This window comes from Solibacillus kalamii (assembly GCF_002174535.1).
GTDB classification, from domain to species: domain Bacteria; phylum Bacillota; class Bacilli; order Bacillales_A; family Planococcaceae; genus Solibacillus; species Solibacillus silvestris.
On sequence record NZ_NHNT01000002.1, the window covers coordinates 115,080 to 140,441 of the forward strand.

Sequence of the window (25,362 nt, forward strand, 5' to 3'; positions counted from 1 at the left end):
GGGGGAAAAGGCAATGCTGAACACGATAACAGAAGAAGCAATTGTAATTAAGAATGGTGCCAAAACATTTCAAACAGATATTGAAAATCCGACATATGTATTAAAAAATGTAGATTTATCGATTAAAAAGGGCGAGTTTTATGTACTTCTCGGTCCAAGTGGCTGCGGTAAATCAACACTGCTGAATATTATTGCGGGATTTTTGGATTTGTCAGTTGGCGAATTGCACATTGTGACTTCTCGTGAAGAAAACCGAGATGGACGCGGTTTCGTTTTTCAGTCAGCGGATTCAGCATTGTTCCCTTGGTTAACTGTTGAGGAGAATATTTCATTTGGCTTAAAAATGAAGAAGGTGCCTCCAGAAAAGCGAAAAAAGATAGCCAATACTTTCATAAAGCTAACGGGTTTACTTGGCCATGCAAAAAAGTTTCCAGATAATTTGTCAGGCGGGATGAAGCAGCGCGTTCAGCTTGCCCGTGTTTTGGCAAATGAGCCGGAAATCTTATTAATGGATGAACCGTTTGGGGCACTTGATGCAATGACACGACGAACGATGCAAAATGAGCTCATACGAATTTGGAAAGAAACAAATAAAACCGTTATCTTTGTGACACATGACATTCAGGAAGCGATTCTTTTAGGTCAGAAGATTGGCATAATGTCTGTCGGTCCGAATTCGCGGATCGAGACGGCTTATGACGTAAAGCTGCCTTATCCTCGTGATATAACAAGTATTGATTTTAACAATCATTATAAGCAAGTTCAGACACATTTTGAGGACTTTTCGATTTAATAAAAGCTTTGTTTAGAATAATAGGAGGCAGGTTATGACGACAATTGAACTGAAAAAAGGACAGCAAGTGGCGCCTGTCGTAAAGGTAAAGAAAAAAAGCATAATCGGTAAATTGATTTTACAGTCCGGTATGATTGGCTGGTTATTTATTCTACTTGTATGGCAAATTGCATCGATGTTTTCCGAACCGATGTTTTTGCCAAGCCCCTATTTAACATTGATTGGGGCGATTGAAATTGCCAGTGATGGGACATTGTTTCTCTATATGGGCTACAGTTTTTTACGGGTGCTGGCTGGATGGACACTCGGGTTGTTAATTGCTGTACCATTTGGCCTTCTTATTGGAACGAACAAGTTTGTGCGGGCACTGTTTGAACCGGTCATTAACTTTGTGCGCTTCATCCCGCCACTTGCTTTCATTACTTTATTTATGTTGTGGTTTGGGATTGGCGAACAGTCAAAAGTATTTTTAATTGTCTATGCAACATTTTTTGTCATCACCATTAATACATTAACAGGGGTCCTATCTATTTCAAATGATAAATTATTATCTGCTAAAAGTATGGGGGCTTCAAAGTTCCAAACGCTTATTTACGTTGTAATTCCGGCCACAATACCGTACATATTCACAGGTGCGAAGCTTGCGATGGGTTCGTCGTTCATGGCGATTGTCGGGGCGGAAATGGTTGCGGCAAATGAAGGGATCGGTTTTATGATCTGGAATGCACGACTATATTTTAAAACAGACTGGATTTTTGTGGGGCTTGTCGTTCTTGGGTTAATGGGCTTTATTATGGACCGTATTTTCGCATATGCCGGACGCAAGCTGCTTGGACGCTATAAAGTTGTGTAACAAAAAATAAGCTAAACAAATTTGTTTAGCTTATTTTTATGAAAGGCTATTTCGTGTTTAACCTAATGAAATAATAATCAATTTGATCTATTAAACTAATTATTCATATTTTTTTACTTGGTTTTATTGATTTGTAGAAAATTTCCATGTATCATATGGTTTATTATACAAATATTGGACTTTTGTTTTTGTAAAGGGGAGTAAATTAATGGGGAAAGTATATATTGTTGGGGCAGGGCCTGGTGATGTCGATTTAATCACAGTAAAAGGCTTACGCTGTATACAAGAAGCAGACGTAATTTTATATGACCGGTTAATTAACAATGAGCTGCTATCTTATGCAAAGCGCGGCGCACAGTTGATATTCTGCGGGAAATTGCCGAACCGTCATGCGATGATTCAGGAAAATATTAACCTTTCTTTAGTTCATCATGCTTTACAAGGTAAAACGGTAACCCGATTAAAAGGCGGCGATCCATTCGTTTTTGGACGTGGTGCTGAAGAAGCGGAAGTATTAGCGGAAAATGGCATTCCTTTTGAAATCGTGCCGGGAATTACATCAGGCATTGCAGCACCAGCCTATGCAGGGATACCGGTTACTCACCGCGATTTAGGCTCCAGTTTTGCGATTGTCACAGGACATATGCGTGAAGGAAAGGACGATTCCATTCAATGGGAGAGTTTGGCAAAAGGCATAGATACGCTAGCCATATACATGGGGATAGGCAATTTACCATATATTTGCCGGCAACTTTTAACATTTGGACGTGATGCTTCTACACCCGTCGCATTAGTACATATGGGGACTTATGCACAACAGCAGACGATTACAGGGACATTAGGAACGATTGTTGAGATTGCTAAAGTAAACGATATAAAAAATCCGAGCATGATTATCGTGGGTCAGGTCGTGGCATTACGTGAAAAAATAGCTTGGTATGAGCAAACAGTACAACAGGTTAAAAGAATAAAGGAAAAAATTGTGTAAAGCAGGTGAGTACGATGAGGGCAATTTTGTATGTAGGGCACGGTACACGCTTGAAAAAAGGCGCAGATGAGGCAATACAGTTTCTAGAAAAAACAAAATCTTATGTAGAAACTGAAATTCAGGAAACTGCCTTTTTGGAACTAGTAGAGCCTGATATTCTGGAAGGTGTTGCAAAATGTGTCAATCAAGGTGCAACACATATATCGGTTGTCCCGATTTTATTATTAACGGCTCAGCATGCCAATGAAGATATACCATCTGAAATTAAGATTGCGAAAGAACGTTATCCGCACGTAACCTTTTCAACCGGGCGCCCATTTGGAATTCATCCAGCTTTAATTGAGACAGTTTATGAAAGAATTGTTGAACAACAGATGCCGATTAATGCTGACGCAGAAGTTTTATTAATCGGCAGAGGAAGCAGCGATATTGCCGTTGTAAGAGATATGGCGAGAATCAGTGAACAGCTAAAGGAAACTTACGGCTTCCGAGAAGTAAAATCTTGCTTTTTATATGGGGCAGGTCCGTCTTTTGATCAGACATTAGTTGAACTGAAATCCAAGCAGACGAAGCAAGTTTTTATTGTACCTTATTTATTATTTTCGGGGCTTTTAAGTGTAGGAATCGAAAAAAGAATTCGGTCGCTTGAACTTGATTCATCTTCCGTAATTTTATGCAACCATTTAGGCTACAACGAAAAAGTTCGGAATGTTTTGCTGGAAAGAGTGCAAGAGGTCATCTGAAAATTAGGAGGCATTTAGTCATGACGAAATCAAATGATATTAACCAAACGATTGAGAAGATTAAAGATACGGTTGCATCAGTGAAATATGGAACAGTGACGTTAGTTATTCAGGACGGTCATGTTGTACAAATTGAAAAAAACGAAAAAATCAGATTGAAATAAAACACGATTCGCGAGGTGGAAGTTTTGACGTTAAATCTGCATAATAGCCCATTTTCCGAGGCACAGACAAAATTAATCAATGAGCTTTATCCAACATTAACGGACTATCAAAAAGTTTGGTTAAATGGTTATTTAAGTGCAATACAAACAATAGAAGATTCCAATCAGCCGCTTGAAGTAACGGTTACAGAACAAGGGCAAACCGTTTCATTGCTGGAGGCAGTCAAACAGGAAGCAACCATTTTATACGGTTCGCAAACAGGCAATGCACAACAAGTTGCAGGTAAATTGAAAACGGCTTTAGAGTCACAGGGGGTCGAGGTCGTTCTGTCTGCAATGTCTGATTTTAAAACAAATAATCTGAAAAAACAGAAAAATATTTTCATCATAACAAGTACACATGGCGAAGGTGATCCACCGGATAATGCAATCTCCTTCCATAGCTTCCTATATGGAAAGCGAGCACCGAAACTGGAGGATGTATATTTTTCCGTTCTCTCGTTAGGCGATAGCTCATATGAATTTTTCTGCAAAACGGGACTTGATTTTGATGAACAACTAGAAAAATTAGGTGGTAAACGGATTGTTCCGCGTGTCGATTGTGACTTGGATTATGATGATCAAGTTTCACAGTGGATTGGACAGGTCGTGGAAGCAATGGCGCAAAATACGCCGAGCAAACAACTGGAATTTCAAAATATACCGGTTGCGGTAGCTGCTGGTGAAAAATCGGCCTATGACAAAAATAATCCTTTTTATGCGGAAGTACTGGAAAGCATCAATTTAAATGGTCGCGGGTCGAATAAGAAGACTCAACATTTGGAGCTTTCATTGGAAGGATCCGGTTTGACATATGAACCGGGCGATAGCGTCGGCATTCTTCCTGAAAATGATGCAAATTTGGTAACTGCATTACTATTATCGCTTGGCTTTGAAGGCTCGGAAGTAGTGACGGTGAAAAATCATTCTAAAACATTGAATGAAGCACTCACTTCACATTTTGAAATTACTGTACTGACAAAGCCATTACTGCAAAAGCTGGCTGTCTTTTCAGAAAACGATAGGCTTGAGGCATTGCTGGAGGATGATTCGAAGCTAAAGGAATATGTTTATGGACGAGATTTGCTGGATGTTGTGCAAACTTTTGGACCTTTCAACTGGAATGCCCAACAGTTTGTTGATCAGCTCCGGAAAAATCCGGTACGCCTGTATTCCATTGCAAGCAGTCAAAAGGCAAATGAAGACGAAGTTCATTTAACAATCGGTAAAGTTTTCTATGAAGTAGATGAACGTGAACGTTTAGGCGTTGTGTCTGGGCAAGTGGCAGAGCGAATTGAAATTGGAGATAAGATTCCGATTTATATTCATAAAAATCCGAATTTCCGTCTGCCGGAAAATGCGCAAACACCAATTATTATGATTGGTGCGGGTACTGGGATTGCCCCTTACCGTTCATTTTTGGAGGAACGTGCTGAAGCAGGAATCGAAAGCAATGCATGGCTGTTCTTCGGAGATCAGCATTTTGTTACGGATTTCTTGTATCAGACTGAGCTGCAGCGCTGGCTGAAAGATGGTACATTGACGAAATTATCTGTAGCCTTTTCACGTGATACAGAACAGAAAGTCTATGTACAGCATCGTCTGCTTGAAAATGCTGAAGAAGTATATCGATGGTTAAATGAAGGTGCGGTCATCTACGTATGTGGTGATGAGAAATATATGGCGCATGATGTGGATCAAACATTGCGCAAAATTGTTGCGGAACAGGGCAGCAAAACGGAAGAAGAAGTTACATTATTTTTTAATGAGCTAAAAAGTCAAAAACGTTATCAGCGAGACGTATATTAAACCATTTTTTTTGTTATGGACCGTTAATTTTAATAGAGATAGGAGATAGGCATATGAGTCAGAAAATCGTACTTCCCCCACAGCCGGGTAAACCGAATGATGTCGAACGTATTAAAGACGAAAGTAATTATTTGCGGGGAACTTTAGAAAAAACAATGCAGTATCCAATTAGTTCAGGAATTCCGGATGATGATAACCGTCTCATGAAATTCCATGGCAGCTATTTGCAGGATGACCGGGATTTACGTACAGAACGAGAAAGACAAAAGCTGGAGCCAGCTTACCAATTTATGGCCCGTGTCCGAACTCCGGGTGGTGCCGCAACATCAGAACAATGGCTTGTAATGGATGAGATGGCGGAAAAGTACGGGAATGGGTCACTAAAGCTAACGACTCGTCAGGCATTCCAGGTACATGGCATTCTGAAATGGAATGTCAAAAAGTATATGCAGGAAATTCACGAAGTGCTGCTTGATTGTATCGCGGCATGCGGTGATGTAAACCGTAATGTAATGTGTAATGTAAATCCGAATCAATCGGCATTTCATGAAGAAGTGTATAATTGGTCCGCGAAGTTAAGTGAACATTTATTGCCTCGTACTCGTGCATACCATGAATTATGGCTGGACGGAGAAAAAGTTTATGATGGTATACAGGATACAGAAGTTGAACCGGTTTACGGCGCACTGTATTTGCCACGTAAATTTAAAATCGGTATTGCCGTTCCACCGAGCAATGATATTGATGTATTTTCACAGGATATTGGTTTTATTGCCATTGTCGAGAATGGCGAGCTACTGGGCTTTAATGTCGCGGTCGGCGGCGGGATGGGTATGACGCATGGCGATAAGGAAACATACCCGCAATTAGGCCGTTTAATTGGTTATATTCCAAAGGACCGTCTGCTTGAAACTGCGGAGAAAATCTTAACAATCCAACGTGATTACGGGAATCGGGCAGAACGTAAAAAGGCCCGCTTTAAATATACGGTAGATGCAAAAGGTTTGGATTTTATTAAACAAGAGCTGAATCATCGTTTAGGATGGGAGCTTGAACAAGTAAGACCGTACACATTCAGTCGTACAGGAGATGAGTACGGATGGATAAAAGGAGAAAATGGAAAATGGCACTTTACGTTATTTATCCAAAATGGACGAATTAAAGATTTTGAAGATTACCAGTTAAAAACCGGCTTGCGTGAAATTGCCAAAGTTCATTCAGGGGTGTTTCGTTTAACTCCAAACCAGAACCTTCTGATTGCAGATGTTGCGCCACAGAAAAAAACGGTCATTGATAAACTGTTGAAGGCTTACAACATAACGGACGGTGCGCATTATTCTGCACTGCGCCGCAATTCGATTGCCTGTGTCTCATTGCCGACTTGCGGCCTGGCAATGGCAGAAGCAGAGCGTTATTTGCCTTCATTAATTACGAAAATTGATGAAATACTGGCAGATAACGGGCTGCGTGAAACCGAGATCGGTATTCGTATGTCAGGATGTCCGAACGGCTGTTCACGTGCAGCAATGGGCGAGATCGGCTTTATCGGAAAAGGACCCGGCAAGTACAATTTATACTTGGGCGGTGATTTTAAAGGACAGCGCTTAAACAAAATCTACAAAGAAAATATCGGTGAAGAAGAAATCTTAAATACTCTTTCGCCAATTTTTTCTGAATATGCAAAAGAGCGATTCGAAGGTGAACATTTCGGTGACTTTACAATTCGTAAAGGTTATGTAGAAGCAGTAACGGATGGCCGACAATTTCATGGACTGAGCGAAGTGCGAAGTTGACAATGTTACCGATGATGGTCAATATACGAAATAAAAAAGTAATTGTAATAGGAGGCGGAAAAATAGCGGCTAAGAGAATCGAGTCATTATTACGCTTTCAACCGAATATTACAGTCGTAAGTCCGGTACTTGAGGAACGTTTACATGACCTTGTGAAAAGTGATGTAATCGAGCATATTGCAAGATCCTTTCATAAAAGTGATGTGCAAGGGACGTTTCTCGTCATTGCGGCTACAGATGATACAGCGGTAAATCAACGGGTTAAGGAAAGCTGTCAGACCAATCAGCTGATCAATATTGTCGATGATCCGGCCAATAGCTCGTTTCATTTTCCGGCAATGTATGAGAAAAATGAAATTACGATTGCGGTGACGACGAGCGGTATTAGCCCGATGCTTGCCAAAAATCTCCGTGACGAATTCGCAGCGATTGTTGATGGGATGGATCCAGAATATTTATTGTTTTTAAAAGAAGTCCGGCATCTGGTGAAAGAGGGTCAATTTACAAAAGAACAGAAGCGTATTCTGTTAAAGGAATGCTTGGAAGAATGTCATCATTCCAATTCTATACAACGGTCAATTTTTATGGAAAAGATTCTAGATTTATACTATCACCCCCAAAAAAATAAAAGATAAATTAGGGAGCAGTTACAATTGACTGCTTCTTTTTTATTTCTGTATTTATAGAAAAAACTGGGTAAAGCAGTAGAAATCTAATTATAGATAAAGACATATTTATTTATGTTAATATTAATGGAAGATAATAAATCTTAACTATAAAAACTTTGAATGTTTCCATAATCTATAGCTTCAAACGGATATTCTGGAATGGAGGTAATTTCATGGTGATACCAATGCAGGAATTACAGATGTATCAAAATTTTAATGAACTCGCCGGTGATGTATTAGAACTAGCTAAAGAAATTATGCCTGACAAACTGATTTATTTAAGTTCATTCACCGAAAATGAGCAAGTTATTCTTCGGCTTTCAAATGCAGATTCACATATTTTATTATCTGAAGGAATGGCAATAAAGCTTAATCAAACGGCTTGTAATCAAATTGATTTTGAAAATAATCAACCGTTAATATATGAAGATATCAGTAAAGAAACGGATTTTGAAGAGCTGAAAAAAATAAGCGAAAAAATTAATATTAATTCCTATTTGGGTATCCCAATTTCCCTTACAAATGGGGAAAAGTTTGGCACATTATGTGTGGTACATCATGATGCTGCTCATTTTGATACAAAAAGCATCAGTTTGCTTCAAAAGGTAGCGAAGATGTTTTCATATTATTTAATGTTGGAAAAACTGGCCTATAAAGATTCTTTGACAGGACTTTACAATAGAGAGTTTCTTTTCGCGTTTTTCAAGGAATATTCAGAATTAGGAGGGACTTTATTCTTTCTTGATTTGGATGGGTTTAAAAAGATAAATGATCTGTATGGCCATGATGCAGGGGATCAAATTTTAAAAAGTGTATCTTCTAAAATTAAAAAATTTATAAAACATCACGAAAATGTATTTGCAGTGAGGTTGGGAGGAGATGAATTTATTATAAATTTACCTCATATTTCTTCTAAAGAAGAAACTGCCAAACAGGCTGAAATACTTCTTGAGTATCTCAATACATGGGATAACGAATATCAACTTTCCGCAAGTCTTGGCATAGTCCATTATACGGCAGAAGATACGTCTGCCCTGGAAACAATCCTAAAACATGCGGACAAAGCTCTATATCAAGCAAAATTGGCGGGTAAGAACAATTATAAATTTTTTGAGGCTTAATGTGGATTGAATTCTCCAAAATGAACTGCACCCCAATTGTTAGACACATCTCAATTGGAGGTGTATTTTTTTATGACTAAATTCAGTTCATAGGAAACGCTATCAGTTAATCGAGCTTTATGCTTTGAACTTTTCTATTGAATAATAAAATGTTGATGTAGGTTGAGGGACTGTTTGGTTGTTGCAACTCACACACATCTTTACACAACTCCCAGGAATGAAGTGCATAGTATAACAGAAACCGGCTATAAGAAAGGTGGAAGCTCTTGTATCACCCACAAATGATGTTTCAACCAGTCGCCAGTATACGGGAATTGACTGTTACTGGGAATGGTGAAATTGTTGCTCAGCCTGATTATGCGCAAGTGCAAATCGAAGTTCGAACGCAAGGCGAAAATGTCAGCATGATTCAGCGGGAAAATGCGGTTATTATGACTCGTGTGATTGATTCACTAAGGGCTTTAAATATTCCCCAAGAATCCATTCAGACGACTGCTTACAATATCTTTCCAACGTATGATTTCATAGATGGAAGACAGGTGCTAAGGGGCTACGAGGTTCAAAACGCCATAACAGTAAAAATAGCGGATATTGGTCAAGTAGGTACGGTAATTGATACGGCAATTCGAAATGGAGCAAACCATGTATCCGCTATCGAGTTTAAAATAATGGATACAGATGTTTACTATCGTCAGGCACTTCAGTTTGCTCTGATCGATGCCGTGGGGAAAGCAACAGCTATGGCTAAAACGATGCGCGTCACATTACACACGGTGCCGGTGGAAATAATCGAAGAGCAAACGATCGCTCCGATTCCGTACAAAGCGATGCAGTTAAGTAGCCGACAGGTAGTGACACCGATAGAACCTGGAACAATGACAGTAAGCGCATCAGTTCGTGTAAAGTTTAGTTATTAGAAAAATTATATTTCATTCTATAATACTTTAACCGTCCAGAAAAATAGCGGTTAAAGTATTTTTTATTACGGTGATTTTCATCCTAAATTCTCTTCTTTTTATATTCAAGCATGTTTTATACCTGCCTGTACATAAAGTATCTATGATAAATAGAAATATAAAGAAGGTGCGAATTGAAAAAGAGTATTCAAATTGCAGGGGCGTTTGTCAGTTTAGTTGTCGGTGCAGGTTTTGCTTCAGGACAGGAGATTATGCAGTATTTTACTAGTTTTGGATTAATGAGTGTTTTTGGATGTATTGTAGCAACGATTATTTTTACGATGTTGGGGATGACGCTTGCACAGATCGGTTCAGATTTACAGACGACTTCCCATAAGGAAGGAATTCATTTTATCGGCGGACGCTTTTTTGGTCCGGTACTCGACCAGCTGATTTCCTTTGTGCTGTTCGGCATTGCGGTTGTTATGCTGGCTGGAGCAGGCTCTACTTTTAATCAGATGTACAGTGTGGATGCTTCGGTCGGAAGCTTATTTATGGCAATACTCGTTGTAATTACGCTGTTGCTCAATGCGGAAAGTATCATTAAAATGCTGGCGGCACTTATGCCATATTTACTCGGAATCATATTTATTCTATTAATTTATTCATTGTTTACGATGGAATATTCAGTGAGCGAGCTGAATGTAATCGCGAAAAGCCAACCTTCTGCATCACCACATTGGTTTTCCAGCGCCGTTATATATGTTTCTTATAATATTGCGGCAGGAGCGGCAATGCTAATTGTAATGGGAGGAACGGCAACGAATAGAAAGGTTGCAAGAAGAGGCGGTGCGTTAGGAGGCATCATACTAGGATTGCTCATTTTACTAATTAATGTAGCTTTATTTGCCAAAATGGATATTGTGGCTGGAGTCGAAATGCCGACACTGGAACTTGCAAAACAAATTCATCCTACAGTTGGAATCATCATGTCCTTTGTGCTGTTAGCCATGATTTACAGTACCGCTGTAGGAACTCTTTATATACTGGCTGTCCGAATAGTAAAACAGGACCGTTTTGCATTTAAGGTCGTTATCAATCTACTTTGTATTGTTGGCTTTGCGATTAGCTTAGTCGGTTTTACAACTTTAATCAGTAAGTTGTATGTCATCATGGGGTATTTAGGAATAGTTCTGATTCTTTTTATCATGATTTCAGCATTATTCAAATCGAGTGGTCGGAAGGTAACTTGAATGACGAAAAATTCTATGCTAAAGATTTATCCTACCTTTTTCATAAAATTCTTCGTCATTCGGCCTATAACGAACTTATCAATTGTTCTCTTCCGCTTCAAGACGCGCAATCGTAGCGCGGATTGACTCAATCTCCAGACGGATTTGCTCCATTTTATCAGTTAAAGTTGAAAAGGTTCTGGAAAATTGAGTATTTTGGATTTCTTCATAGCTAGCGAGAATACCGTCGATTCGGATGTCATCGAATCGTGCAGCTAAAGTCCCTTTCCATGTAGCTGAAGTAAGTTCTGGCTTTGTCATAAGATGCTGATTGCTTGAGAACTCACTTTGCTTTCCGGTTAATTGACCATTGCACGTTTGTAAACGGCTCAAATCATTTTGCTTTTTATTTAACAGAGCATACCAGTACGCTAAAGACATTCTATCACCTCTCAATTAATTGGTTTAGTCTTTTGAAATATGGGTACCTATATAGAGTAAATAATTGGTTTTATAGCAAATTGTAGGAATTATTATATAATACCACTTAAATATATCACAAAGAAAATAACAAAAAATGATATACTTTGCTTATTTTATTCCAAAAAAATTAGTATAAAATTCCTCTTTTGCTATATTCTTATTGACCTTATTTGCGAAGGTTCTATAGAATGAAATTGAAAATGAGGATTGTTAAATTTTGTGAATTTGATTGCGGAATTTAATAATGCCAAAAAGGAGAGAACTTCATGTCAGGAATTATTCGTGTTACCCCAGCAGAACTAGAGGCAATGTCGAATCGCTATGGGAGTGAAAGTGCTCAAGTAGAAGAACAAATTTCGCGTTTAGATAACATGATTCAGGAACTGCAGTCAATGTGGGAAGGTGAATCAAGTCGCGCATTCGCGGATCAATATGCAACTTTACGTCCATCAATTCAAGATATGCAACGACTTTTACAGGATGTTTCAGTACAACTGAAAAATACTGCACATGCTCTTGCAGATGCAGATCGTCAAATTGCAGGACAAATTCGCGGCTAAATTTCATCGGTGTTTAGGTTTTCAAAGAGCGTCATATTCGGATGAAGGCGCTCTTTTTGTTTTTGCTGACCGATTTGACCAAGTTTATCGCTATGTTGCAGAAGATGTGTTGAGGTGAAGGATATGTACATAGAAGTTTCAATAGATTTAAAACAGTATAACGGGGAGTGCTTCGATCTTCGTCTATCAAACTCCTATTCCGTCAAAGAGTTAATTGAAATCGTTTGGCAGGTAAAGTCGATTCCCTATCCACCGAAAGAAGGGTTCTGGGTACGAAATACAAATAAGCAACGAGTTTTATCCGGGAATGACCTCCTGGTGAACAGTGGCATCACAACAGGTGATCGATTAGAAATTTTGTGAGGAGTCATGGAGATGACAGATAAAAAAACATCCTATTTAGAAAAACAGTTAGAGGCGGCCCTCAAGTTTGAACAGGACAAGATTGTAATAACGTTTCAACGTGAAAAAATTAAATTAGCCAATGAACTGGAAATTACGTTATTGCAAGAAAACAATCCTTTCATTGAGAAAAACATCACGTTAACAGAAGATGAATTAATTTTTACATATAAAAAAGAACCGAACTTTATGACATTCGGTAAATTACGAACATTAGATGAAAGAAGCCGATGGATGTTTGCATCAAAGGTATTAAGGTTTATCATGCTACACCAGTCAAACCGGCTTCATCTCATTGTTTGTCCTGAAAATATTCTCATAGATGAAAGTTTGACCGCTTATTTTCTGCATTATGGAGTAAAAGAGAGTATCCCTCCTTATGAAAGAAATAAGGAACGACTTTGGGCTGAAACAAAAGCAATCATTGCCGCCGCGGTACAGCCAAAATATAAGTTTGACCAATATATTCAGTTCTCCAAGTCAATTGAATTAAGTCCGGTGGCAGTAAAAATAATGGAAGCGAAAGACGAACAAGAACTTTTGACCATCATCCAAGATCGGCTGCAGCTGCTGGAAAAAGAAGAGAAAAAATATACAAAAATTGCAAAAACAAAATGGAATTGGGTGAGGTATAGTCTGATTGGGCTTCTATTAGTGTTATTGCCGTTAGGAATCTATACCGGATACGCAGCTCTCGTAATACAGCCGCAACAAGAAGCGTATGTAGCTGTACAAGCACCGTACATCCAAGGAAATTACAGTGAAATTATCGATCAGCTTGCACAGTATAACGTTGAAAAAATGCCTAACGTGATTCAGTACGAGTTATCGCTTGCCTACATTGTTAATGAAACTTTGACGGAAGAGCAAAAGGAAAACGTCTTAAAGACCATTACACTGCAAACAGATCCGGATTATTTTAAGTACTGGATTTACATTGGCAGGGGACAGGCAGAGGAAGCGTTAACGGTGGCGCGGCAATTGGAAGATTTAGATTTGATTATGCTTGCGCTGTTGCATTATGAAGAATCGATCAAGGCTGACCGAGAATTAGACGGCGAAGAGCGCGAACAGCTGCTTGACAAAGTTCAAACAGAAATAAACGAAGTGACAAAACAGCTTGAAGAATTAAAAGAAGCGCTGGAATCTGAAGATGTGAATACAGATGACGGAAAAGATCCCGTTTCAAAGCAAGAGCAGGAAAAAGCAGAAGAAAAAAATACAGTTCCTGAAAGTACGAACGAAGCAAAAGCGGAGAAGACTGCCCAGCCGGAAAAAACTAAGGAAGCGGGAGCCGAATAACTTCAGTTAATGTTCTTCAAACCGAAAATTGTAAAAACACTTTCGAAAAAAACATTACATGATTAGGAAATCCCTAATAGAAGGTGATTTGATGAGTACACTTATATTTTTCTATGACAACTATTATCAGTCCATAGATTTAAATCAACTAAAAAAGAATTCCATTACAGTAGGGAATAATTCATCTGATACTGTAACAATTCAAAGCATTCCATTTATAGATGGCCCGCTCCAGATTACCGAGGATTCCTTTGGTTTTACGGTAAAACAGAATGGAAGCCAGCTTGGAAAAGTGAATCCTAAGCAATTTTTTGAGTGGAAAGACAGTACCGGCAAAAAAATGCTGAAAATCATTCTCTTTCTTTCAAGACCTTCAAGTGAGACCTATTTTGTAGGGAATAGAACGGAGATTTCTCTTTCTACAATAGACTGTCAGGCAGACGTTGTTTGGCAATCTGAAGCTGAAATCCAGCAGCAGTCTTTTTCACTGCTGAAGGTGGGGCAACAATGGATTGCTGAACTTCCAGAAAATACTATGCTCTACATAAATGGACAAAAAAAGCAGTCAACTAAGGAAATCCAAATCGGAGACTTGATTTTTACACCATTTATTTTCTTTCGTCTAGTGGAAGAGGATGTTCTGGAAGTGACGAGCTTTGAAAAGTTTGAAACAAGCTTTACGGTTATCAGCGAACCTGAATCGGAAATGAAAAAGAAATACCCGATATACAGAAGAACGCCAAGAATGGTCTATGAACTGCCGAAAGAAAAGGTTTCACTGTCATTTCCTTCACAGGAGAACGACCCGTCAAACCGTGGTTTATGGCTCATCATTTTACCGCCGCTTGTCATGCTGATTGTGATGGGGATTGTCGCGGTTATTCAACCACGCGGCATTTTTATACTGATTACGATGGTCATGTTCGTCATGACGCTCATTACATCAACCGTGCAGTATTTTAAAGACCGTGGCAATGAAAAGTGCAAGAAAGAAAGACGTATTCGTATCTATACGGCCTATTTGGAAAACAAACGGCAAGAGTTGCAACAGCTGTCCGAAAAACAGCGCTTTACAATGGAGTTTCACTTTCCTAAATTTGAGCGTATGAAATATTTGACGAATCAGATTTCCGACCGGATTTGGGAACGTTCCTTGGAAAGTAATGATTTTCTGCAATTACGTTTAGGAACAGGAATCGTTCCTTCTAGCTTTACCATTGCCTTGAACTCGAATGATATGGCCAATCGCGAAATGGACGATCTAATCGAACAATCCCAAAAACTTGAAAAAGTATACAAAGAGATTTCAGATGTCCCTGTTATAGCGAATTTGGCAAAAGGACCGATTGGACTAATCGGGAAAGAGCGAATTGTAAAAAAGGAAATTCACCAGATTATAGGCCAGCTTGCATTTTTCCACAGCTATCATGATTTGCGCTTTGTTTTTATTTTTGATGAAGCTGATTATGAGAACGTTGAATGGATGAAGTGGCTGCCGCATTTCAATATTCCGAATATGTATGCACGCGGGTTCATCTATAACGAGAAAACCCGGGATCAGCTGCTGTCAACGATTTATGAAATGATTCGCGAGCGCGATATTAAGGAGAACAAAGAAAATCTCCGTTTTACTCCGCATCTTGTTTTCATCATTACAAACCAGCAGTTAATCTCTGATCATGTCATTTTGGAATATCTTGAAGGTGATCATAAAGACTTGGATATCTCAGTCATTTTTGCAGCAGATGCAAAGGAAAGTTTGTCGGACAATATTCATACTCTTGTTCGATACTTAAATGATACAGAAGGCGACATATTAATTCAGGATAAAAAAGCGGTAAATATTCCGTTTAAACTTGATTCCCACCGTCAGGATAATAATGAATATTTTGCCCGACTATTAAGGACACTGGATCATCAGACAGGGATGACAAATTCAATTCCTGAAAGTGTAACGTTCCTTGAAATGATGGATGTGAAAGAAGCAGATGAACTTCAAATTGGCGATCGCTGGATGGAAAATGAATCCTCCAAGTCCCTTGCTGTACCAATCGGCCTGAAGGGAAAAGATGATCTTGTGTATCTGAATCTTCATGAGAAAGCACATGGACCTCATGGACTATTAGCCGGTACAACAGGGTCAGGGAAAAGTGAATTTCTGCAGACCTATATTTTATCATTGTCTGTTCATTTTCATCCCCATGAAGTTGCATTCCTGCTGATTGACTATAAAGGCGGAGGGATGGCGCAGCCGTTTAGAACATTACCGCATCTTCTAGGGACCATCACAAATATTGAAGGTAGCGTGAATTTTACGAATCGGGCACTTGCCTCGATCCGCAGTGAACTGAAGCGTCGTCAACGTCTTTTTGACCGCTATAACGTGACCCATATTAATGACTATACAGGATTAGTAAAGCTACAACTTGCTGAAGAACCTCTGCCGCATCTGTTTTTAATTTCGGATGAGTTTGCGGAGCTGAAAAATGAAGAACCTGATTTCATTCGTGAATTGGTGAGCGCGGCTCGTATCGGACGTAGCCTGGGAGTACATCTGATTTTGGCAACACAAAAGCCAGGCGGGGTCATAGATGATCAAATATGGAGTAATGCCCGCTTCAAAGTGGCATTAAAGGTTCAGGATGCAAACGACAGTAAGGAAATTCTTAAAAACGCCGATGCCGCATCCATCACTGTTACCGGCAGGGGCTACTTGCAAGTTGGCAACAATGAAGTTTACGACTTATTCCAATCAGCATGGAGTGGTGCTCCATATCAATCCGAGCACATTGGCGGGGAAGATGAAGTTGCAATTGTAACAGATTTAGGGTTGATCCCATTATCAAATATAGCCGCAAAAGAAAGTAAACAAAAAGGGCTTTCCGAAATCGAAGCAATCGTAGACAAAATTAAAGAAACCCAGGAAATGTACAACATCGAAAAGCTGAAAAGTCCTTGGCTGCCTCCACTTGCAGAACGATTGCACAAAAATGGCATTACATCAGAAATTCAGGAACATATTGCAATGGCCTTCGTCGATGAACCGGAAAAACAAAGTCAATCGCCATATTATTATCGCGTGATGGAAGACGGGAACTTAGGTATTTTTGGTTCAACTGGTTACGGCAAATCAACTACCGTGCTGACATTATTATTAAATATTGCGGAAAATTACAGTCCTGAGGAAGTCCATTATTACTTGATGGATTTTGGGAACGGTTCATTGCTGCCATTAAAACAACTTCCGCATACAGCTGATTTCTTCTTAATGGAAGAAGGGCGCAAAATGGATAAATTTATGCGAATGGTTCGAGATGAAATTGCAAGAAGAAAACAGCTGCTTCAGCAACTGGAAGTAGGCAATATCAAGCTTTATAACCGCATTGCAGATAATAAGCTGCCACTTATCTTTGTTGTTGTAGAAAATTTTGATTTCATTAAAGATGAAATGCCGGATATGGAAACATACTTCAACCAATTTGTCCGGGATGGACAGTCTTTAGGCATTTATATGATTTTCACGGCGACCCGTATTTCTTCGATTCGTCAAGCGGTCATGAACAACCTCAAGACGAAAATTGTCCATTATTTAATGGATCATAGTGAAGCCTATACAATCCTCGGGAAAACCGCTTTAGTACCTGAAGCAATACCGGGTCGGGCAATTATTAAAAAAGACGAAGCATACTTCTCGCAACTTCTGTTGCCGGCAAACGGGGATAATGATTTCGAAGTAATTGAAGGTATTAAAGAAACTGTAAAGATATTAAAAGAAAAGTATAAGGATCATATTGGACCATCACCGATTCCAATGCTTCCAACTAATTTAACCGTGAAACAATTAGCTGAATACAGCGGATTAATGGGTCAGCAGCATTTATATCCGATAGGTCTGGATGAAGAATTTGTTCGACCTGTCGTAGTGAATTTCCTGACGAACAAGCACCTTCTGATTATGGGACAAGCCCAAAAAGGAAAAACAAATGTGCTTAAAGTATTGTTGACGAATGCAGTAGAGAACAACGTCCTGCATATCGGCGTTTTTGATTCGTTTGACAGAAGTCTGGCTATGTTTACCGACAATGAATCGATTTCGTATTTGGAATCTAAAGATGATGTGGAAGAATGGATAACGCAAATAGAAGGGCAGCTTTCAATACGTGAGATGACTTATGCCAATTCGGCGATAGCTGAGCGCAAAACGTTGCAGTTTACACCAATTTTGCTGGTTGTCGATGATTATGCCCGTTTCAATTCGGGCATTGATGCAAAATTGCAGGAACGGATTACAAAGTTGATGAAAAATGCTGGCTATTTAGGGTTCAACTTCATCGCATCAGGAAATTCTACAGATTTAACGAAGGGATACGATGTGTTAACTACGGAAGTGAAGCAAATTCGCCAGGCAGTTCTATTAATGAAAAAATCTGATCAAACATTGTACACGCTTCCTTATGACCGTAAAGAAGAAGAGATACAAGCAGGGTTTGGCTATTATGTCCTAAACAATAAAGAAACGAAAATCCAAATACCACTTTTTGATAGTGAAAGGAAGATCTATTCATGACGGCTCAAAAAAAGCTCATGTTAAAAATCATAATCGTCATGATTTTGATAGTAGGAGCACCTGTCCTTTATTTTATGGCAATCGGAGAAAATCCGTTTTTCGATTCATCGAATGGAACGAAAAAAGTCGCGGTTGTCAATGAAGATACAGGTTCAAAAAAAGAAGAAAGTTCACTGGAATTCGGAAAAGAAGTGCAGCCGATTCTATCGACGGATTCCGAATATGAATGGTCTGTTGTCAGCAGAAGCGCAGCCGAAAAAGGGCTGACAGATCGAGAGTACGATGCGGTCGTATATATCCCTTCGAATTTCTCGGAAAACATCATGACATATGAAGAGCAACAGCCGGTAAAAGCGGAGTTTAAGTATACTGTTTCCGGTCAGCTGAACGCGGCAAACCGTGAAAAAGTATTGCGAGAAATTGACAATGCAACTGCAAGAGTTAACGGGAAAGTCGCAACATTATACTGGAGTTATGTATCTCAGGATTTGGAGAAAGTACGAAATGAATTTGATACGATTCTTCAAAAAGAGATGGAGTTTTTAAATACGATTTCCAACTTTTATCGGCCGAATTTAGCAAGCGTAGTTGGTGATATTGAAAGTCAAAAGAGCCTGCTCGATAATTTGGCTGCCACTGTTAAAGACACACCGATTGAGGGGAATATCGAAAACGCAGGTGAATTTGAAGGGCTGCTGGCACAATTTGTTACCTATGTGGATACATATCGAGAGTATCACAGTACACAGCCGCAGCTTTTACAACCGTTGCAAAATGCAAATACGGCTTCAATCATCGCGCTGAAAAGTGAGCATGACCCCCGCTATGTGGAAGTAAAATCGTATTTAATGGAGCATAATGAAAAGTTCAATTCCGATGTACAAAAATTGGAGAATCAGCTGGCCAAAAATAAAGATAATGTTAAAAATTTATCGGATGAAGTAGTCGTTCAGCGTAATGAGATTATCAGCCTCCTAAAGCAAGTAGAAGGGGAGCTATTAGTGCAATACGAAAATCAAGTGATTGGTCTAAAGAATCAGCTTGATGCTAGTACCCCTTCAGCAGATCCGACAACACAAGCGAAAAATGGTAGCGGCAAAGTTACAGACAATACAAATAACTTTATCGCTTCATCAAAAATTACAGCGCTTGATTCGGAACGTGAAAAACTGCTCGGCTTAGTCCAGAACATGAATTCACTGAAACAGGAAGTGGGTGCTACAGCGGTAAATTCGGGCGAAACGACACCGGAATCCGCAGTTAATGCAAGTGCTACTGCAGCAGTAAACGAAAAGCTTACACAAATTTCATCACAGATGACAACAATTGAAGCAAATATCCAGCATATACAACAGCAGGAAAAACAATTGCAGGAACAATTTGTACAATCTCAAAGTGAATTGGTTAAAGAGACTGTAGTTGAAAAAAAACCAACCTTTGAAAATGCAACAGCCGTAATCGAAGAAATCGAGCGTAAAGAAGCGGAAATTATGGCGCTGCCTATGATGAATAACGGTAAAATAGAGCGTCTGAAAAATGTTTTCTCGAAATCTATCGGAAGTAACAATACGACTAAGCTGATGGAATATTACGGTGCACTGGCCCAGTATGAAGCGGTCGTGCAAACGAACTTAAGCGAAGAATCCAACTTCAAGGAGATTTCATCGCATGTCAATACGATTTTAGGCATCAATGATCGGGGAACGACAATTTTAGATGAATTGCAAATGGACGTTCCCGCTTCACAAAATCAATTAGCAACTTTGGAAAAGGGAGTTAATTCTTTCTTCCTCACGTATATGGAAAAAGTCGATGCAGACTATGAAGCGATTTCTGCACAGCTGGATGCAATTGAGACAAGTGCGGACAGTATGCAGCAAAGCCTTGATGCCTTTATTGCCGGATCTGAAGAAGTTGCCACGCCGCCAGCTGACGGCAGCAGCCTTGTCACGAATCAGCAAAGCATCAGTCAAAACTTAATGGCGATGAGTAATGCAATGAACAGTATTATGGCAAACCAGGACAACATTATCTCGGTTACAAATGACTTGGAATCAAAAGCGAAGAACGTCAACGCAGATACAGAGGAATTGAATTACAAGTGGAATGAAAATGTGGTGACGACAGAAAAGTACCGGAACGCGATCCATGATGTACTTAACAATGCATTTATCGATGGACAAAGGAACGGTCATATCTACAATCATTTATCAACACCGCTTGCGGCGAAAAGCTTGAATTCTTCCGTGCAGGAAAATAAAATACCGCCCGTAATTGTACTCGTAATTGTTCTGGTCAGCGGACTATTAATCGGCTACTTCTGCTACTATTTAAAAAATAATAAACGAAGTGTGCGCATTGCATTGTTTGCTTTGCTTAATCTGATCGTCGGACTAATTATCAGTATGTACGGAATGGATATTTATTCGTTAAATGAAACGAGCTCGATTGAGTGGACGATATTCACAATTTTATTATTAACAGCAGTTTCCACAATTATTTTTGCAGGCTTTTCAGTGGGCCCGCTAATTGGGTGGTTTGTAACCGTTGCAGTAATTGTATTCTTTGTCACACCAATGCTGACACTTCTGGCTTCCAATATTGATTATGAGGATCCGATGTCGAAGGTGTACTTATCGATTCAATATGGTCCGGAGTCACTGATTATTTCTGCAAGTATTGTGCTTGTACTTCTCATTGGGGTTTTTGCACTTGTACCACTCATTGTAAGCAAAATTAAAAATCGTAAAATCGAACAAGATGAGGAAACGATTTATGAAATGTAGGAAATTAGCAGTTGTTTTTGGATTTTGTATATTAATGGGAGTCGGATTCGAAATTGAATCCGGCTTTCCGTTAAATTTAGAGACAAAGCAAGTGTCTGCAGCTACTGAATTGAATAACCTCAATCCCAATGAATTTAAAGAAAAAGAATTTAAAGACAACAAAGAGTACCTTCATAATGAATCCCTGCTGGACAACCGGAAAAATATCCGGGAGGAGCAAAAACAGTTGGATTTCAAGCCAAAAGTATTAGAACGAAACGAGAAAATAAAGGAAGAGCTTTTTGTAAGTGATTTTAAAGAACGGAAAACGATTGCTTACGATTCGATGAAATATGGTCTGTTTTCAAATGAAAGAGAAATAGTGAAAACCAAAATAACCGAATCGATTCCTGATGACGACAGCAAAAGCAATGGGCTGCAGTTTTTCTATATTGGTCTCTTGATAGCTTGTATATTCGTTGTCTTGTTATGGCTAGTCCCGAAAATGGTACAGGGTGATAAAAGCTAACACATAAGAAGCAAACAAACGGAAAGGAGAGAAGGAATATGTCGAATGAAGTGAAAGTTGTATATGCGGATGTTGAGGAACAGCTGGGAGTAATGGAGAATGCTGCGTCAACACTGAAACCTAAAGCAGAATCGCCAATTGAAGGGAATATGTTGGATGTTGTTACAAAATTAAGCGAGCTGTCGCTGCAATTGGAACAGGTTTTAACAAGCTACCAGGCTGTGCTGCAAAAAAATATTCAAACAACGGAAAATTCTGTTCAATATTTAAAAGAACAGGATCAGCGTATTTCAACATCCATTAACGGTGCCGCTTCTAGTCATGGGAGGCTGATTGAATAATGAAAGTATTGGATGCAGAAAACTTTCATAGCGGTCTTGCGCGCAGTATCACCATGCTGACTAGACTTGAAACCGAAATGAAAACAATTGAGACATCGATACAGGGACTTGTTCAGCTTGAGGACTCTTTAAAAGGGCAAGGTGGTATAGCAATACGTACATTTTATCGAGATTGCCACATGCCCTTTTTGCAATTTTTTTATCTAATGAAAAACAATTTTCAAGAAATTCTTCAGCAAACAGAAGCCGCGTTAACCAGTCTTGAGCCGGATCAAAGTGGTTATATTAAACAATCATTTCTTGAATCAGATGTAGAACAAGGTCTGAATAACGCGAAAGAAACTGCGGAGGGCCTAACAACTGAAGCGAATGGAATTATGGACAATGTGGCAGATATTGTTTCATTGCCGAAACTCAATGATTCTGCAGTACAAAGCGAAATCCAGGCTGCCAAAAACCACCGGGATACAACAATTGAAAATTTAATGATGTTTGACAATAGCCAAACAGCTGTGCTTGCAGGAGTGGAAAGCGATCTGGCGGCGATGAGTACTTGGATTAAAGACCTTGAAACGATGATTACAGAAGGGTTGACCGATGTGAATTTCCCTGCTGAACATTGGGCGCAATATGCTTCAACGACAGCCCTTTTAACAAATTTAACAAGCCGAACAAATCCAGTCGAAGAAGTGACAGAAGAGCCTGTAGAGGAAAAACCGGGCGATGTCACATCTGCAGACGAAACAGTTATGGGACATAAAGAAGATGTAGGGAATGCAAAGAAATTTAATACCGCGGTCAATGGCGCAGTTGAAAGCTTTGGCATGTTCATGGCAGGGAAAAACGGTGGACTGAAAATGGAGTTGGTGCGTGATGCGAGAACAGGTCGAAATGTATACCGTATGCTTGCCAGTGAACGTGCCCTCCATTATTTACGTGTAACACCGGATGCAAAAGCAATGCGCGAATTTAATTATAAATTGCCAAAAGGGAATAAAGCATGGAAACCAAAACATTACCAGCAGCAGGCAAATAATCGGGCAACTTTAAAGTTTGCTACGCAAAAAAAGGGACAATCAGGCTGGTCCAAAGTTGGGGAAGCTGCCTTAAAAGAGCATTCATCGCTAAAATACTGGAATGATCAAGCGACCATTGCCGAAAAAGCCAAAACGGTTGGTAAAGCTACTGTAGCAGGTGCGGGTAAGTCATTCAAAGATGCTGTAGATGTAAAAGGGATTTTTACCAATGGGGCTGCAAAAGGATTTACAAAAGCACTTGGCCCTGTATCGGCCGGTCTGAACTACTACAGCAATTACCATAATGCAAAAGATGACAGGCTAACAGGAGCCGAGGCCCACACACGTGCCACAGTGGATACGGCAATCGATACAGCGGTGGGCGGTGCGGTACAAGCTGCAAGTGTTGCATTATTCACAGCCGCTGTTCCAATTCCGGGTGTCGGTACTGCTGTTGGTGTTGCAGTCGGAATCTTCGCCAATACGCTTCTTAACAAAAAAGACAAAAAAACAGGGGAATCGGCCATGGATAAAATTAAAGGCTGGTTCCACTGATGAATATGGAGGTAATCACCGCATGCTAAAAAAACTATCAGAACAAGATTTCGCAGTATTACGAGGACCGCTGGAGTCTGGTAGACAAAGTCCGAATTCGTTGGCATCTGTGCTTGTATTAGGCATTTTCCTGCAGGCACTGTTTTTCTATCTAACTTATAATATTGCAGGTAAATACACAATCTATCCAAATTTCGAAAGCATTAAAACAATTCATATGTGGCTTACAGGAATCATTATTTTATTGTCCCTTCTATTCGCTATTCCTGTCGTTTTTAATAAGATGGAGAAGCTGCAGTACTTTCTGTCGATTATTGTGACACAAAATTTTTCTGTATTTTTATTTCTTGCCCCGTTATTTCTTTTAGGGGAACAGGACGCTGCAGCAGTTGAATCGCTACTAAATTTAACATGGATTACACTTTCAATTGCAGGTGTATTGTTTATTGCTACGTGGATCCGCTTTTATTTACTTCTAAAAAAAGGTCATTACCGTGCAGGGTCAAGAAACGAGGAAATGCGTGGGAAATTTGAAACGAAATCGTATATTCCAATTGCAGTCATCGGCAGTACAGCGCTTGTTTTTCTTATCCAATTTGTCATGAAAACAGGTTCGTCCGATTTATTTGAAACAATCATGCTAGTCTTTTTACCATTCGGTATTTTTTATACACTCATTTTCGTATTGCCGGAGCAGCTTGTTATACTATATTGCAAAATCAGATTTAAAAGCTTCAACTTTGATATAAACGGTTATCTGAACACGGAAAGAGCAGCCAAAAATACTAGAAAAGTAAAACAAAGTTAGGGGGACTCAATCATATGGAGATTCGCGGATTGCATTTCGATCATTTAATTATGTTTCGTGTGAGAAATCAAAAAGAGAACTGGCTTGAAGGAATAAAAGTAATGGAAGATTTTCCGTTAAATCATGAAGTGTATAAAAATGGGCCGGTGCTTTTCTCGTTTGAAGAAGAGGAAGATGGGGAAGGTTTGTTTACTTATTTTATGCCGATTAATACGGAAATCGAATTTGAAGAAGGGATTACCGATTTCGCCTATTTAAATCAATACCAATTGAATCAATCTCTGTTATTGCGCCATGCACAGGAAGAATTCGATTTCAGGACTGCTTATGAGAAAGTAAAAGCGTATGCAGCAGCAGAAAATCTTTCCGTAGAGGATTCATATATCTGTGTACTGTTAAATGTTTACGGAGAATATATCATTGATTTGTATGTCCCATTGAAAGAATGGAGCGAAGTGCAATGATTATAGAAAACCATCAAATTGCATACAGAAATGTAGCTTCAAAATATTATAATTTTGTCCCGGAAGAAATTGATCTGGCTTTCCAAGATTTTGATCAAATTTTATCGAGTCATGGATACAATACAGCCGATGTCATGTTTTTTTCTATTATCAGTGACCCGACCGCATCCGTTATGACTGCTGAAATTTTCCGGCCGATCGAAGAGAATGAAATTTCGCAAATAAGTTCTGAAGAAGATGTTAATTTCAGAAGCTATTTTTCAATTAATGGCATGCTGATGACGCGGATTACCGATCAATTTGATGAACAATCTCAAGTAAAGTTTTGGGAACTGGCGGAGCACATACAACAACATAATTTCTCGCAGAGCAGCCCTTACTTTGTAGAATACAAACGCAGTCATTCCGGGGCAACATATGTGGAAATGAGTGTCCGAGTAAGGTGAAAAACGGAGGCCAATTCAAACGTAA

Annotated in this window: 23 protein-coding genes; 22 read left to right on the top strand and 1 reads right to left on the bottom strand. The window is 39.3% G+C overall.

The features are described from left to right. The first annotated feature begins 13 nt into the window (after window positions 1–13). From CBM15_RS04200 to CBM15_RS04250, 11 genes are all read left to right on the top strand, one after another. The gene (locus tag CBM15_RS04200; protein ID WP_008405062.1) at window positions 14–793 is read left to right on the top strand and encodes an ABC transporter ATP-binding protein; all 780 of its coding nucleotides are present in this window, start codon (window positions 14–16) and stop codon (window positions 791–793) included. A gap of 34 nt (window positions 794–827) precedes the next feature. Further along, window positions 828–1,646 (top strand): ABC transporter permease, encoded by an 819-nt coding sequence (locus CBM15_RS04205; protein WP_087615841.1) that lies wholly within the window; start codon window positions 828–830, stop codon window positions 1,644–1,646. Window positions 1,647–1,854: 208 nt separating this feature from the next. Next, a complete protein-coding gene (gene cobA / locus CBM15_RS04210; RefSeq protein ID WP_087615842.1) occupies window positions 1,855–2,634 on the top strand; it encodes a uroporphyrinogen-III C-methyltransferase in 780 nt (259 codons plus the stop codon). A 14-nt stretch (window positions 2,635–2,648) separates the two neighbouring features. Next, window positions 2,649–3,377: a sirohydrochlorin chelatase gene (locus CBM15_RS04215; protein WP_087615843.1), complete on the top strand. Its 729-nt coding sequence runs from the start codon at window positions 2,649–2,651 to the stop codon at window positions 3,375–3,377. Window positions 3,378–3,397: 20 nt separating this feature from the next. Further along, complete coding sequence (locus tag CBM15_RS04220) at window positions 3,398–3,541, top strand: YezD family protein (RefSeq protein ID WP_087615844.1); 144 nt, start codon at window positions 3,398–3,400, stop codon at window positions 3,539–3,541. A gap of 24 nt (window positions 3,542–3,565) precedes the next feature. After that, window positions 3,566–5,389: an assimilatory sulfite reductase (NADPH) flavoprotein subunit gene (locus CBM15_RS04225; RefSeq protein ID WP_087615845.1), complete on the top strand. Its 1,824-nt coding sequence runs from the start codon at window positions 3,566–3,568 to the stop codon at window positions 5,387–5,389. 53 nt (window positions 5,390–5,442) lie between these two features. Next, entirely contained in the window at window positions 5,443–7,182 is a 1,740-nt protein-coding gene (cysI, locus tag CBM15_RS04230) for an assimilatory sulfite reductase (NADPH) hemoprotein subunit (RefSeq protein ID WP_087615846.1), read from the top strand. 2 nt (window positions 7,183–7,184) lie between these two features. After that, on the top strand, window positions 7,185–7,817 hold the full coding sequence (locus CBM15_RS04235; protein WP_087615847.1) for a precorrin-2 dehydrogenase/sirohydrochlorin ferrochelatase family protein: 633 nt from the start codon (window positions 7,185–7,187) through the stop codon (window positions 7,815–7,817). Between the two features lie 206 nt (window positions 7,818–8,023). After that, window positions 8,024–8,971, top strand: a complete 948-nt coding sequence (locus CBM15_RS04240; protein WP_087615848.1) for a sensor domain-containing diguanylate cyclase — start codon at window positions 8,024–8,026, stop codon at window positions 8,969–8,971. Window positions 8,972–9,237: 266 nt separating this feature from the next. After that, complete coding sequence (locus CBM15_RS04245; protein WP_087615849.1) at window positions 9,238–9,888, top strand: SIMPL domain-containing protein; 651 nt, start codon at window positions 9,238–9,240, stop codon at window positions 9,886–9,888. Window positions 9,889–10,061: 173 nt separating this feature from the next. Continuing rightward, window positions 10,062–11,120 carry a YkvI family membrane protein gene (locus tag CBM15_RS04250; protein ID WP_087615850.1) on the top strand — a complete coding sequence of 353 codons (1,059 nt, stop codon included), beginning with the start codon at window positions 10,062–10,064 and terminating at the stop codon, window positions 11,118–11,120. Window positions 11,121–11,198: 78 nt separating this feature from the next. Here the strand turns inward: CBM15_RS04250 and CBM15_RS04255 are convergent, their stop codons facing one another. After that, window positions 11,199–11,540 (bottom strand): YwqH-like family protein, encoded by a 342-nt coding sequence (locus CBM15_RS04255; protein WP_087615851.1) that lies wholly within the window; start codon window positions 11,538–11,540, stop codon window positions 11,199–11,201. Window positions 11,541–11,848: 308 nt separating this feature from the next. On the opposite strand from CBM15_RS04255, the gene CBM15_RS04260 reads away from it, so the two are divergent. The 11 genes from CBM15_RS04260 to CBM15_RS04310 all read left to right on the top strand — a co-directional run bounded on the left by CBM15_RS04260 (window position 11,849) and on the right by CBM15_RS04310 (window position 25,337). Further along, the gene (locus CBM15_RS04260) at window positions 11,849–12,142 is read left to right on the top strand and encodes a WXG100 family type VII secretion target (protein ID WP_008405083.1); all 294 of its coding nucleotides are present in this window, start codon (window positions 11,849–11,851) and stop codon (window positions 12,140–12,142) included. Window positions 12,143–12,265: 123 nt separating this feature from the next. Further along, the gene (gene yukD, locus CBM15_RS04265; protein ID WP_008405084.1) at window positions 12,266–12,505 is read left to right on the top strand and encodes an ESX secretion system protein YukD; all 240 of its coding nucleotides are present in this window, start codon (window positions 12,266–12,268) and stop codon (window positions 12,503–12,505) included. 12 nt (window positions 12,506–12,517) lie between these two features. Then, entirely contained in the window at window positions 12,518–13,846 is a 1,329-nt protein-coding gene (gene essB / locus CBM15_RS04270) for a type VII secretion protein EssB (protein WP_087615852.1), read from the top strand. Window positions 13,847–13,937: 91 nt separating this feature from the next. After that, on the top strand, window positions 13,938–18,413 hold the full coding sequence (gene essC, locus CBM15_RS04275; protein ID WP_087615853.1) for a type VII secretion protein EssC: 4,476 nt from the start codon (window positions 13,938–13,940) through the stop codon (window positions 18,411–18,413). Beyond that, the gene (gene esaA / locus CBM15_RS04280; RefSeq protein WP_087615854.1) at window positions 18,410–21,199 is read left to right on the top strand and encodes a type VII secretion protein EsaA; all 2,790 of its coding nucleotides are present in this window, start codon (window positions 18,410–18,412) and stop codon (window positions 21,197–21,199) included. The genes essC and esaA overlap by 4 nt, the downstream gene beginning before the upstream one ends. Further along, a complete protein-coding gene (gene essA / locus CBM15_RS04285) occupies window positions 21,189–21,707 on the top strand; it encodes a type VII secretion protein EssA (protein WP_087615855.1) in 519 nt (172 codons plus the stop codon). Before esaA ends, essA begins: the two co-directional genes overlap by 11 nt. A 38-nt stretch (window positions 21,708–21,745) precedes the next feature. Continuing rightward, window positions 21,746–22,048 (top strand): YwqI/YxiC family protein, encoded by a 303-nt coding sequence (locus tag CBM15_RS04290; RefSeq protein WP_087615856.1) that lies wholly within the window; start codon window positions 21,746–21,748, stop codon window positions 22,046–22,048. Beyond that, window positions 22,048–23,619, top strand: a complete 1,572-nt coding sequence (locus tag CBM15_RS04295; RefSeq protein ID WP_087615857.1) for a ribonuclease YeeF family protein — start codon at window positions 22,048–22,050, stop codon at window positions 23,617–23,619. The genes CBM15_RS04290 and CBM15_RS04295 overlap by 1 nt, the downstream gene beginning before the upstream one ends. A gap of 22 nt (window positions 23,620–23,641) precedes the next feature. After that, a complete protein-coding gene (locus CBM15_RS04300; RefSeq protein WP_087615858.1) occupies window positions 23,642–24,427 on the top strand; it encodes an ABC transporter ATPase in 786 nt (261 codons plus the stop codon). A gap of 14 nt (window positions 24,428–24,441) precedes the next feature. Next, the gene (locus CBM15_RS04305; RefSeq protein WP_087615859.1) at window positions 24,442–24,891 is read left to right on the top strand and encodes a biotin carboxylase; all 450 of its coding nucleotides are present in this window, start codon (window positions 24,442–24,444) and stop codon (window positions 24,889–24,891) included. After that, window positions 24,888–25,337 (top strand): DUF5085 family protein, encoded by a 450-nt coding sequence (locus tag CBM15_RS04310; protein ID WP_087615860.1) that lies wholly within the window; start codon window positions 24,888–24,890, stop codon window positions 25,335–25,337. Before CBM15_RS04305 ends, CBM15_RS04310 begins: the two co-directional genes overlap by 4 nt. Window positions 25,338–25,362 lie beyond the last annotated feature (25 nt).